10 protein-coding genes are annotated in these 12,730 nt (G+C 60.8%); 5 read left to right on the top strand and 5 right to left on the bottom strand.

Annotated features, from left to right (window positions below):
- Nucleotides 1-39: 39 nt before the first annotated feature.
- From ASC96_RS30955 to ASC96_RS30940, 4 genes are all read right to left on the bottom strand, one after another.
- Nucleotides 40-837, bottom strand: a complete 798-nt coding sequence (locus ASC96_RS30955; RefSeq protein WP_060506902.1) for an inositol monophosphatase family protein — start codon at nt 835-837, stop codon at nt 40-42.
- Between the two features lie 31 nt (nt 838-868).
- Nucleotides 869-1,930 carry an ABC transporter ATP-binding protein gene (locus tag ASC96_RS30950; RefSeq protein ID WP_060506901.1) on the bottom strand — a complete coding sequence of 354 codons (1,062 nt, stop codon included), beginning with the start codon at nt 1,928-1,930 and terminating at the stop codon, nt 869-871.
- Nucleotides 1,927-4,158 carry an iron ABC transporter permease gene (locus tag ASC96_RS30945; RefSeq protein ID WP_060506900.1) on the bottom strand — a complete coding sequence of 744 codons (2,232 nt, stop codon included), beginning with the start codon at nt 4,156-4,158 and terminating at the stop codon, nt 1,927-1,929. The genes ASC96_RS30950 and ASC96_RS30945 overlap by 4 nt, the downstream gene beginning before the upstream one ends.
- A gap of 150 nt (nt 4,159-4,308) precedes the next feature.
- On the bottom strand, nt 4,309-5,340 hold the full coding sequence (locus tag ASC96_RS30940) for an ABC transporter substrate-binding protein (RefSeq protein ID WP_060506899.1): 1,032 nt from the start codon (nt 5,338-5,340) through the stop codon (nt 4,309-4,311).
- A gap of 184 nt (nt 5,341-5,524) precedes the next feature.
- On the opposite strand from ASC96_RS30940, the gene ASC96_RS30935 reads away from it, so the two are divergent.
- Both ASC96_RS30935 and ASC96_RS30930 read left to right on the top strand, forming a co-directional pair.
- Entirely contained in the window at nt 5,525-6,529 is a 1,005-nt protein-coding gene (locus ASC96_RS30935) for a substrate-binding domain-containing protein (RefSeq protein ID WP_060507030.1), read from the top strand.
- A 95-nt stretch (nt 6,530-6,624) separates the two neighbouring features.
- Nucleotides 6,625-7,107, top strand: coding sequence for an NUDIX hydrolase (locus ASC96_RS30930; RefSeq protein WP_156397748.1), 483 nt, complete (start codon nt 6,625-6,627; stop codon nt 7,105-7,107).
- Nucleotides 7,108-7,141: 34 nt separating this feature from the next.
- Here ASC96_RS30930 and ASC96_RS30925 read toward each other — a convergent pair whose 3' ends face one another.
- Nucleotides 7,142-7,321, bottom strand: a complete 180-nt coding sequence (locus ASC96_RS30925; RefSeq protein WP_060506897.1) for a hypothetical protein — start codon at nt 7,319-7,321, stop codon at nt 7,142-7,144.
- 295 nt (nt 7,322-7,616) lie between these two features.
- On the opposite strand from ASC96_RS30925, the gene ASC96_RS32350 reads away from it, so the two are divergent.
- The 3 genes from ASC96_RS32350 to ASC96_RS30915 all read left to right on the top strand — a co-directional run bounded on the left by ASC96_RS32350 (nt 7,617) and on the right by ASC96_RS30915 (nt 12,645).
- Nucleotides 7,617-7,763, top strand: coding sequence for a DUF1127 domain-containing protein (locus tag ASC96_RS32350; RefSeq protein ID WP_082512336.1), 147 nt, complete (start codon nt 7,617-7,619; stop codon nt 7,761-7,763).
- 198 nt (nt 7,764-7,961) lie between these two features.
- Nucleotides 7,962-10,886, top strand: a complete 2,925-nt coding sequence (locus ASC96_RS30920) for an aminotransferase (RefSeq protein WP_060506896.1) — start codon at nt 7,962-7,964, stop codon at nt 10,884-10,886.
- An 85-nt stretch (nt 10,887-10,971) separates the two neighbouring features.
- Nucleotides 10,972-12,645 carry an amidohydrolase gene (locus tag ASC96_RS30915; protein WP_060506895.1) on the top strand — a complete coding sequence of 558 codons (1,674 nt, stop codon included), beginning with the start codon at nt 10,972-10,974 and terminating at the stop codon, nt 12,643-12,645.
- Nucleotides 12,646-12,730 lie beyond the last annotated feature (85 nt).

Below are 12,730 nucleotides of genomic sequence, written 5' to 3'. Positions count from 1 at the left end.
AAGGGCGGCGCCGGGTGATGCCAGCCCTTAGGTCCGTTTTCAAAGACCGGCGATTTTCATTAGATCTTCGCGTGCGCCGGGAGCCGTCGCCAGTACGGGCGAACCCTTGGTCAGCTGTTCTCCTTCAACAGGGAAGGGATGATACCAACCGCCGGCTTCCTTGACGAGGCAATAGCCGGCCAGGCAATCCCAGGCATGCATGTAGGGCTCGTAGTATCCAACCAGCCGCCCAGCCGCGACATAGGCGAGCATCAGCGCACCAGAACCGTTGCGGATGAAGTTGCCGCCGGCCGTCAGAAGATCCTCGACCATTTTGGCGACAAAGGCCGGTGTCACGTAGTTGTTGGCGCCGATGCCGGTGACGGCGTTGCGGATGGTTCGGGACGGGTCAAGGGTCAGCACCCGTCCATTGAGCGTCGCGCCCTTGCCGGCGGCCCCGGCATAGAGTTCATCGTGGCAGGGCGCGTAGATGACGCCGATCACCGGTTCGTTGTTATGCAAAACGGCGATCGAGACGCACCAGTTCGGCATGCCGTTGACGAAAGGGCTGGTGCCGTCGATCGGATCGACCACCCAGGTATAGCCGGAATCGCCACGGGCAAGACCATATTCTTCACCCAGAAATCCGTCGTTCGCATGGACTTCCGCGACGCGAGCGCGAATGAGGTTCTCCACCTCGCGGTCGGCAATGGAGACGACGTCCTGCGGGTCGCGCTTGGTTTCAATCACCAGCGTTTCGCGTCTGTTGTAATAGTCGAGCGCGACGGCGCCCGCTTCCCTGGCGATGGCCTGTGCCAGGGCAAAACGGACGTCCAGCCCGGAGATCTGCAATGTCATGAAGTTGGTCCTTTTGCGATATGCTTGCGGCTCAGCCGTTGATGATGGCGATGCCGCGTCCCTTGAAACCGATGGCGACCTCGGTTGCCGGCGCAAGTGCGCGCTCGACGGCCGGATCGACAACGAAAAGTCTGCCTGTGCTCGTCTCTACCTCGTATTCGACATGGTCGCCAAGATAGGCAGCATGGGTGATCTGGCCCGGATAGGCGGCCCCGGATGCCGGCTCCAGGGTGATTGAATTCGGCCGCACGGCAAGCTTTGCCGGTCCCGGTTTCGCGTTGCGGCTCGGAACCCGATGTTCCAGTCCGGCGATGCGGATCGTCGCGTCAGCGCCATCCACACTGATGACGTCGCAGGCAACCACATTGGCCTCGCCCATGAAGTCGGCAATGAAGGCCGAAGCCGGTGCCTCGTAGAGATCGCGAGGCGAACCTTCCTGTGCAATCACGCCGTCCTTCATGATGACGATGCGGTCGGAGACGGCCAGCGCCTCGTCCTGGTCATGGGTGACGTATACTGCGGTAAAGCCGAGGCGCTGCTGCAATTCGCGAATTTCGGTGCGCACCTGACGGCGTAGCCGGGCGTCGAGATTGGACAACGGTTCGTCGAGCAAAAGCACCTGCGGTTCCAGCACAAGCGCGCGGGCAACGGCGACGCGCTGTTGCTGGCCGCCGGACAGTTCGGCCGGAAGCCGCCCGCCCATGCCGGCGAGGCCGACGAGCTTCAGGCCTTCTTCTGCTTTCTCGCGCGCTTCTTTCTTCTTCAGCCCGGAGGACTCCAGGCCATAGGCGACATTGTCGAGCGAACTCATATGCGGAAACAGCGCATATGACTGGAACACCATCGAGACATCGCGCTCATTGGCTGGCAGCATGGTCACGTCCTTGCCGCCGATCAAGATCTTGCCGGAGCTCGGATGTTCAAGCCCCGCCAGCATGCGCAGCGTCGTGGTCTTGCCGCAGCCCGACGGGCCAAGCAGCGTCACCAACTGGCCGGGCTCGATGGTCAGGGACAGGTCGTGGATCGCGGTAAAGGCGCCAAACTGCTTCTTGATGTTCTGAAAGACGACCGAGCCGGAGCGGGGAGTGATCATGCGGTTTTCTCCTGACCGAGGGTGAGGGAAGGGGATGCGGTAACGCCGGCGACGCGATTTTCGCGCCGCAACCGGCGTTCACCGACGAGAAGCTGGAAGCCGGCGATGACGACGATCATCACGACGATCAGCATCGAGGAATAGGCGATCGCCACGCCATACTCGCCGTTTTCGACGAGGCCGACGATATAGGAGGTCGCCATGTTGTATTCGGCGCTGACGAGGAAGATGACGGCGCTGATCGAGGTGATGGCTCGCACGAAGGAATAGACCAGCGCTGCGGTGATCGCCGGGCGCAGCAGCGGCAGGATGACCTTGCGGATCGTCCGGAAGCTGGTGGCGCGCAGGGTCAGCGACGCCTCGTCGAGGCTTTTGTCGAGCTGGCTCATCGCCGCCACGCCGCCGCGCACGCCGACCGGCATGTTGCGGAAGACGAAGCAGGCAATCAGGATCAGTGCCGTGCCGGTCATTTCCAGCGGCGGCAGGTTGAAGGCCATGATGTAGCTGATGCCGATGACCGTGCCGGGGATGGCAAAGCTCATCATCAGGGCGAATTCGAAGACGTTACGGCCGGCGAACTTCTGGCGGACGATAAGGTAGGCCGTCAGCAGGCCGACAGCGGCGGTCAGAGGTGCCGAAATCAGCGCGATCTCGATCGTCGTCCAGAACGAGTTCCAGGCCACGCCGGTCCAGGCCAACGCGCCATCGCGCATTTCGACGGAGAAGGCGCGGGCGTAGTGGTCAAGCGTCAGCGAGTTGTCCAGACCCCAGGTCTTCACGAAGCCGCCGAACAGGATCATGCCATAGATCACGATGGTGAAGATCATCCACGGAATGACCATGGCATGCACGGCAATGGAAACCGGGCGTGGCAGGGCGATGTGAGCACCGCTGTCGCCCTTGCCGGTAACGGTGGCAAAGTTCTTGCCCGACAGCCAATAGCGCTGCGCAAGAAACGCCGTCAGCGTGAAGCAGAGCAGGATGATGGCAAGCACGGCGGCGCGTGACGGATCGTTTTGCGAGCCGACAACGGCAAAGAAGATTTCGGTCGATAGTACGCCATGGCTGCCGCCGAGCACCAGCGGATTGCCGAAATCGGCCATGCTCTCGATGAAGCCGATCAGGAAGGCGTTGGCGATGCCCGGTTTCATCAAGGGCAGCGACACGCGCCAGAATGTACGCCAGCGGTCGGCGCGAAGCGTTTGCGATGCTTCTTCCATTGACGGGCTGACGCCTTCGACGACGCCGATGAGCACGAGGAAGGAAATGGGCGTAAACGACAGGACCTGGGCGATCCAGATACCGGTGAGGCCATAGAGCCAGCGGCCGGGCTCGATGCCGAACAGGCTGGACATCCACTCGGTGATGACACCGGCGCGGCCGAACAGCAGCGTCAGCGCAAGACCGATGACGAAGGGCGGGGTGATGATCGGCAGGACCGTCAGGAGCCGCAGGCCCTTCTTGAAGGGAAAGCGCGTGCGGGTGGCGACCAGCGCAAAGGCAAGACCCATGATGGTCGAGCCGCCGGCTGTCATCAGGGCCAGCCACAGAGTACGCCACGCGACGCCGCAGCGTTCGCCACCGACCACGCAGCCGAGGCTCCAGATCGAATTGTCCTGAATGTTGCGGGTAAAGCCGTCCGGATTGAACGAACCGTCGATATCCTGGAAGGCGCCGACCAGCATGCTTCCGACGGGGTAGAACACGAAGATCGCAACGAGGAAAACCAGCATGGCGATGGAGGCGACAACGAAGGCATCGCCCTTCATGACGCCGCGTTCTGCAAGGCCGAAGGAGAAAATGAGCACGAAGGCGACGGCCGAGAGTACGGCGCCGGCTCCCATCGAAGGCTGTCCGTCGGCAAGCGCGCCGAACAACGTTTCGCTGATCGTCCAGGTCCAGCCGGAAAAGCCGATCGCCAGCCCCTGAAGCGTCAGGAAAAGAACGCCGGCGGCACCGGCTGCAGCAAGGACCGCGCCTCGCTGCATCGGATCGCGCAGGAACCGCGCGGCGACGGCAGTGGCCATGATCAGTGCCGGAATGGTCAGCCACCAGCGGCCGTACTCAAGAATCTGCAGGATGCCGGGTGCGACGGAGGCCTCGGACGGGAAACCGGAGAACCAGCCAAATCCGAGAAAGCCGCCCTCGATCCTGTACCATGGAACGAGAATGAACGCGGCGATCCCCAATGCGAGGACGATATCCAGTCTGCGGTTGCGATGGTCCATGACGATCCCCGCGCCTTTTCATGATGTCAAATGTGGAGTGATGAGTGGCCGGAGACCGCACCGCAATCTGTGGAGGGTCAGTGCGGTCCCCGGACCTGGAGAAACCTTGGGTCAGGCCGCAGCAACAGCCACGGCCCGGCCGGTTCTCTCTTAGTTGGCGTTGGCGCTGATCTCGCGATCCCAGCGCTCAAGCAGTTCCTTGCGCTTGGCAGGATCGCCATAGGTCTTGAAGTCGTAGTCGATCAGCTTGATGTCCTCGAAGCGTGGCGCTTCCTTCGGGATTTCGGCCGTCTTGTTGGACGGCAGCTGGAAGGACTTCGCATCCTTCATGCGCGACTGCACATCCGGCTGGAGCGCCCAATCGTACCATGTCTTGGCATTGTCGAGGTTTTTCGCGCCCTTGACGATCGACATCGAGCCGATCTCGTAACCGGTCCCTTCGCACGGAGCGACCGACTTGACCGGAAAACCTTCGGCCGTCTGGGCAACCGCATCGTGCATGAAGACGATGCCGATCGCTGTTTCGCCGCGCGCTGCAGCCTTTACCGGGGCAGAGCCGGATTTGGTGTATTGCGAGATGTTGGCGTTGAGCTTCTTCAGGTAGTCGTAGGCCTGGTCTTCGCCCATGATCTGGACGAGCGAGGCAAGCGCCGTATAGGCGGTGCCGGACGAGTTGGGGTTGGCGATCTGGATTTCACCCTTGAAGGCAGGATCGAGAAGGTCGGCCCAGCACTTCGGTTCCTTGAAGCCCTTGGTCTTGAAAATCTCGGTATTATAGCCCCAGCCGAGCGCACCAGCATAGACGCCGACCGTCTTGTAGCCGGAGCTTTCCGCCTGTTTCTTGGCCCAATCCTGCAACTGGTCGAGCATCGGCGACTTGTATTCCTGCGTCAGGTTTTCAGATGCTGCCTGCAGGTGCGGATCGCCTGTGCCGGCCCACCAGATATCGGTCTTCGGGTTGCGCGCTTCGGCACGGATCTTGGCATAGGTCTCGCCGGATGACAGGCGCACCATGTTGACCTTGATGTCACCATGCGCCTTCTCGAAGTCGCCCTTCATCTGCTCGCAGATGACCACGTCAGCCGAGCAGATCAGGTTGAGATCGCCGGCGGCCTGGGCCGAAAAGGCGGACAGTGTCGTTCCGGCGGCAAATGCAGCGACGGCAATATATCGTGAACCCATGAAACTTCCTCCTGTTGAAACAGCGCCTCCACGCCGATCGCTTTTGCAAGCGTGTGCAAATGCTGCATGAGATGAAAACGGCTGTCAAACAAAATCTTCATAAAACTGTCACATTTCGATCAATCGAATGCTTGCACGCAATTGCAAAATTGTGCAGATTATCCATCAAGGGTGGAGTGCGCCGGTGTCGCAGAAATTGTTCGTCAGTGCTCAGGAAGTGGCGGAAAAAGCAGGCGTTTCGCGCTCTGCGGTTTCCCGCACGTTTACGTCCGGCGCCAGCGTTTCGCCGAAAACGCGGCAAAAGGTCCTCGATGCCGCTGACGCGCTCGGCTACCATGTCAACCATCTCGCCCGCGGCCTGATGCGCAACGAAAGCGGAATCGTCTGCCTGATCGTTTCGGAGATCGGCACGCCCTACCGCTCGGCCCTGTTGCGCTCCCTGACGCAGCAGTTGCAGAATTCCGGCAAGGTCGCGATGCTGATCAACACCGACCGCTCGGATGGCAGCGCCGACCTGGCGCTCCGGCAAGCTATTCGCTACCGCGCCGATGCCTCAATCATCCTGTCCGGCTTGCCGGACAAGTCGATCACCGATCTCTGTCTGAAGAATGGCCAGCGGCTGGTGCTGATCAATCGCGATGACGACAGGGAAGGTCCGCTGAAGATCAATCTCGACGATGCGGACGCGGCGGCGCGTATCGCCACGGCATTCGTGCGAGCCGGCTGCCGCAAGCTGGCCTTTGCCAATTCGCAGGCGGGCACCCCGAGCCTGATGGCCCGTGAGCACGGCTTCGTTGCCGCTGCCAAGGCTATGGGTCTCGATGTGATGGTCGAGCGGTTTGGCCATACCGGGTACGAAAGCGGCCGGGCTGTCGCCCAGCAGCTTCTGACCCGCAAGGAGCGCCCTGACGCGGTGTTCTGTGCCACGGATCTGCTCGCCTGCGGCTTTATGGATGCCGCACGGCACCAGTTTTCAATGTCTGTGCCGGATCAGATCTGCGTGGCGGGTTTTGATGATATCGAACAGGCGTCCTGGTCATCCTATGGGCTGACCACATTCGCGCAGCCAGTGGATATGACGGCGCGCGAGGCCGTGTCCTGGCTGGTATCGGAGACGGCGGAATCCGAGAACCATACGGTGCGCCTGCATGCCGATCTGGTGTGGCGAACCTCCATCCGGGGCGGTTGAGTCCCATGGGCAGTGCGCTGAAAAAAACATCGAAAAAATCGGCGACATTTCTATCTGAACTGGCACCTTTTACCGGCACGCTGTTCAAGGAGAGAATGCGCGAGCAGTTTGCCGCCCTTTGCTACCGTATCGGCGGAGACGGCGGCATGTTCGAGGTGCTGTTGGTTACCAGCCGCGAAAGCGGCCGCTGGATTATTCCGAAGGGCTGGCCGATGGCTGGCAAGAAGCCACATGAGGTTGCTGCGATCGAAGCCTTCGAAGAGGCCGGCGTGCGCGGCAAGGCGAAGAAAAAGCCGTTCGGATATTTCACCTATCTGAAAATGTTCGACAATGGCCAACGCGCGCCCTGCTGTGTTCAGGTCCATCTGCTCGATGTCAGCGAAAGCTGTGATGTGTTTCGCGAGAAGGGTCAGCGGCTCAGCGAATGGGTGTCCTGCGTCGAGGCGGCCCGGCGTGTTCGCGAGCCGGAGCTGAAGGGGCTTTTGCTATCGATGCAACGGGCTGTCACCGTAAAGCCATCCCGAATACGAGCTAAGTCTGAATTAATCCGCGGTATTCACTCTCGCGATCACGCATGACCGCGATGATTTCAGTGAATTCCTGCAACTGCGCCTAGCCAAACCGCTCCATGGCGAAATCCGCGGGGGCAACGTTATAGGCAGGCGTGGCCGTCGGGTTCAGACGGCTGGTTTTCGATAATGCCATGCTGCTGTTGTTGACCATTGTCAGGGTCAATAGCAGAGCGGCGCCCAAAACGAACCCAAACGCGAGATAGGAAAATTTTGCGAGCATGTTAGAAACTCCTGTTTGCTCAGCGATTGCAATGCTGCACGGTGAGAAAAGTTCCTGTCAGGAATGCAAAAAACAATCTTACGCCTTTTCCCGCGTTCTTCGAAGTGGGCATGTGCAATTTCCTGCAAGCGGCCTGCCGCTTAACGCGGATCTGGACTATGCGGCCAGTGCATGGGTGGCCTGAAGATTTGGCGCTGTTCCTCCATAATCGGGAGGCTTATATACAGCTCATCAAAACGACAACGGCGCCGCTGAATGGCTGCCGGGCCCGGAAAGCCCTAGAAAGGGGATCATCATGAACGTAGCACGCTCTTTCAACAATTGGCGCAAGTACCGTCAGACGGTCACCGAACTGGGCCGTATGACCTCCCGCGAACTGCGCGATCTTGGCATTGACCGTGCCGACATCGAAAGCATCGCCCGCGCCTCAGTTGCTCGTTAATACCTGACATACCGCCTCCAGCGAAGCTTACAGAAACGCCCGTTGCCTTGCAGCGGGCGTTTTTGCGTTTCGCGTTATCGACGAAGGGACGGTGGGCCGCGCTCATCTGAAAGTTGACAAACGGCGCTCCGATTTGTCATTCGCGTTCACACATGGTTGTGCCAATCTGCCTGCAATCTGATTCCGGGGGGCAAGAGATTGGAACATGCTTTCTTGCGGCGGGCGGCATTGTCGCGGCCCGATGTGAATGCCGAGGATGCCGCGAGCCTTTTTGCCGTGCACTATGGTCTGTCGGGGCCGATCGCCGAACTCGGCAGCCAGCAGGACCGCAATTATCGCATTGACGCGGCAAACGGCCGTTTCGTCCTGAAAATCTGCCGTGCCGACTATGCGACTATCGAGCTTGAAGCGCAGAACGCCGCATTGCGCCATATCGCCGGCAAGGCCGCCGCACCCCGCGTGCCGAAAGTGTTTGCTGGCGGCAATGGCGCCGACATCGTGTTCGTCACGGTGCGCGGTGAGGATTATCAGATCCGCCTGCTTGACTATATCGAGGGCCAACCCCTGACGCGGCGCAAACATCTGCCGGAGGTGACGGTTGCGGCACTCGGCGCCCTGGGCGGCAGGTTGGCGCTGGCACTTGCAGATTTTACGCATCCGGGCCTGTCGCGGGATTTGCAGTGGGATCTGCGAAACGCCGAACCCGCCGTCAACCATCTCCTGTCAGCGGTGAAGGATGCGGATCGCAGGCAGCGTATCAGCCGGGCGATGGATGCAGCCATGCGCCGGCTTGACGGCCTGAAGTCTGAATTGAGGCAGCAGGCGATCCACCATGACGTCACTGACGATAATGTCGTCTGCCTGCCCAATGATAGTGGCCAGTTGATGCCGGATGGCGTGATCGACTTCGGCGATGTCATCAATGGCTGGATTGCCGCAGATCTCGCGGTCACTTGTGCCTCACTTTTGCATCATGCCGATGGTGACCCTTTCATGATCCTGCCTGCGGTCAAGGCGTTCCACGAGGTCTTTCCGCTCAATCAAGCGGAACTGCGCGCGCTTTGGCCCTTGATCGTCGCACGCGCCGCCGTTCTGGTGGCAAGCAGCGAGCAGCAACTCGCGCTCGACCCGGACAATGGCTATGTCAGCGGCAATATCGACCATGAACGTCAGATATTCGAGGTCGCTGTCTCTGTGCCTTCAGCCCTCATGGAAATCGCCATCCTGCAAGCTGTCGGCCAAATGGGCGATCCGGGCGCTGCAATCGGCGGCGAGCGGCTATTGCCGGAGCTCGACTTATCTAAAATCACAGTGATCGCACTGGATACGCAAAGCGATCTGCTCGATGGCGTTGCGTGGCCGCAGTCCGGGCTCAAGAACCAGCTGCTTTCGGCAGCGTGTCGGGACAATGCTTTTGTCTCGACCCGTTACGGCGAATACCGTCTGACCCAGACCGTGCTGCGTTCACCGCAGCCTGGGCAAACATATGCTTTGCATGTCGATCTGCTTTTGCCCGCAGGCACCAGCATGTCTGCGCCTTTCGGCGGCATTCTGAAATCCATCGATGATGGCCTGATATTGCTGGGGCGGGATGCAGCGCTGCATCTTTCCGGCGTCAAAGCCGTGCCAGGCCCGGACGATTTCATCCATCCTGGCAAGCCGCTTGGCCTTGTCGCCGGAACATCCGGTGAAAACGGAGTGCTGCGCGTCCAGCTCTGCAGCGAAAAGGATATCGTGCCACCGCCGTTCGTTTCGCCCGGTCAGGCTGCAGCATGGACGGTTTTATGCCCATCACCGGCAAAGCTCCTCGGATTCGACTGCGACGCGCCAGCGCCCCAGAGTGCATCGCTTCTAACCCGCCGCCAGAGCCATTTTGCCAGGCCGCAGAAGAATTATTACGAGGCCCCACCGCAGATCGAACGCGGCTTGCGCGAACATATGGTCGATGTCGAAGGCCGCGCCTATCTCGACATGGTCAACAACGTCACGATCCTTGGCCACGGTCACCCGCGTCTCGCCGATGCCGTGCACCGGCAGTGGCAGCGGCTGAACACTAATTCCCGTTTCCACTATGCAGCCGTCGCGGAATTTTCCGAACGGCTGGCCGATCTTGCGCCGGAGGGATTGGATACGGTGTTTCTGGTCAATAGCGGCTCGGAAGCCAACGATCTGGCGCTCCGGCTCGCCTGGGCAGCCAGCGGCGCGCGCAATATGCTGTGCCTGCTGGAAGGCTATCACGGTTGGTCGGTTGCCAGCGATGCGGTCTCCACCTCGATTGCGGACAATCCGCAGGCGCTGACCACCCGGCCGGACTGGGTGCACCCGGTGATGTCGCCCAATACCTATCGCGGCCCGTTTCGCGGGGACGGATCGACCGCCGCCTATATCGACGCCGTCATGCCGGCGCTGGAAAAACTGGACCGGGACAGCAAGGGGCTGGCCGGGTTCATCTGCGAATGCGTCTATGGCAATGCCGGCGGCATTCCCCTCCCTCCAGGTTATCTCACGGAGATCTACGCGATGGTCCGGGCGCGCGGCGGTGTCTGTATCGCCGATGAAGTCCAGGTCGGTTACGGCCGTCTCGGTCATCACTTCTGGGGTTTTGAAGAGCAAGGCGTGATCCCCGATATCATCACCGTCGCCAAGGGCATGGGCAACGGCCACCCGCTCGGCGCCGTCATCACCACCAGAGCGATCGCCGATGCGCTGGAGAAGGAGGGCTACTTCTTCTCGTCGGCCGGCGGCAGTCCGGTCAGCTCCGTCGTTGGCATGACGGTGCTGGATATCATGCGCGATGAGAAGCTGCAGGAGAACGCCCGCGTCGTCGGTGATCACCTGAAACGCCGTCTGCAGGCGCTGGAGCAGCGGTTTCCGATTGTCGGCGCCGTGCACGGCATGGGCCTCTATCTCGGGCTGGAATTCGTGCGTAACCGCGAAACGCTGTCGCCCGCGACCGGCGAAACAGCCGCGATCTGCGACCGGCTGCTGCAACTCGGCGTCATCATGCAGCCGACCGGCGATCATCTCAACGTCTTGAAGATCAAGCCGCCGCTTTGCCTGTCGCGCGAGAGTGCCGATTTCTTCGCCGACATGCTGGAGCGTGTGCTGTCGGACGGATGGTGAGGAAATATTCCTACCCCTGTTGAATTGCGTGGCCGGATCGGCTTAGCTCGCGGCACATTCTTTGTGGCAAGCAGTGAGTAGCATCATGACGCAGACCGCCGATATCATCATCCTCAATGCTCGTGTTCTGACGCTGGATGAGGATAGGCCGCGCGCCGAAGCGGTGGCGTTGGCCGCCGGCCATATCCTGGCCGTTGGCACAGAAGCGCAGATGGAGCCGTTTCGAGGCGCTGCCACACAGGTGATCGATGCCGCAGGCGGCACGGTGCTACCGGGTTTCTCCGAAAATCATATGCACCTGTTTTCAGGCGCTGCCGAGCTCGATCATCTCCAGCTGGCCGGCGTCAGCGGACTGGCGGCGCTGAGCGAAGCCGTGCGGGCCTATGCCGCTACGCGCACTGCAGAAAAGGTGTTGTTCGCCCAAGGCACCGACTACACAATCCTTGGCGACACCGAACGGCTGACGCGCCATCATCTCGATGCGATCCTTGCGCACCAGCCGCTGGTTCTGTTTGCACCCGATCATCACACCGCTTGGGCCAATACAAGGGCGCTCGAACTGGTCGATATGCTGCATGGAGCCGAACTGGGGCCGGGCAATGAAGTGGTCGTAGGCGCAGATGGCCTGGCGACAGGGGAGCTGCGCGAGATGGAAGCGTTCAGCCCGCTGCAGGCGGCAGGCGGATTTGATCGCTATCGCCTCGGCCTGTCGACCGGCGGCGAGCCCGATCCTTATCCGAACGAGGCGGAATGGGCGCAGGATATTGCCGTGATGCGGCGCGGTCTCGACTATTGCTCCCGGCACGGTATTACCACTATCCAGAACATGGACGGCAATCTCTACCAGCTGCAGCTGCTGGCGGCGATCGAGAAGCAGGATGGCAGCCTGCCGTGCCGGGTGATCATCCCCTTCCATTTCAAGAATTTCATGTCGCTCGACATGCTCGAAAAAGCGTCGGACCTTGCCCGCCGCTTCAACAGCGACTGGCTGTCATCCGGCGTGGTCAAGGTGTTCTATGACGGCGTTCTCGACAGCTGGACGGCCGTGATGGTCGAGCCTTACGCCGACAAGCCGGGTGGTTGCGGCGAGGGGCTCTTTACGCCTGAAACCTTTCGGGAGGTCGCGGTCGAAGCGGACCGGCGCGGCTTGCAGATCGCGGTTCATGCGATCGGCGACGGCGCGGTGCGGGCGGTGCTCGACGGCTATGAGGCCGCGCGCGCGCAAAATGGCACCCGTGACAGCCGCCACCGCATCGAGCATATCGAGGTGGTACATCCCGATGACATCGCCCGGTTTGCCGAACTCGGTGTCATCGCCTCGATGCAGCCGCCACATCCGCCTGGCTGTGCCGGCGTGCCGCTGGAGCCGACCGTTTCGCGTATCGGCCGGGATCGCTGGCCGCTCAGCTATGCTTGGCGTACGCTCAAGGATGCCGGTGCGCATATCTGCTTTGCTTCCGACTGGCCGGTATCGCCGATCGATCCGATCATCGGGATCGAGGCGGCCGTCACGCGGGAACGCTGGGCAGAGAGTGATCCGGATCAATCCTTCTCGGTGATGGAAGCGCTTAATGCCTATTGTGTCGAAGGCGCCTACGCGGAGTTCAAAGAAGATCGCAAGGGCAGGATTAAGGAAGGTTACTTGGCTGACATCGTCGTGTTGAACGGCGATATCGAGGCTGTGGCCCCCGGCGAGTTGCAGATGATTAAGCCCACCACCACAATTTGTGGCGGACGGATCAGTTTCTCGACCCGGTAATATTTTGATCAAAATATTAAGAATCCAGTTGTCAACGCGAAGCCGCTGTGGTCACCTAGCGCAAAGCCGAAAAGGCGGGAACAGC

The sequence above is a fragment of the Rhizobium sp. Root1204 genome (genome assembly GCF_001424965.1).
In the GTDB taxonomy this organism is placed as follows: domain Bacteria; phylum Pseudomonadota; class Alphaproteobacteria; order Rhizobiales; family Rhizobiaceae; genus Pararhizobium.
This window is presented reverse-complemented; position numbering and strand designations above follow the sequence as displayed.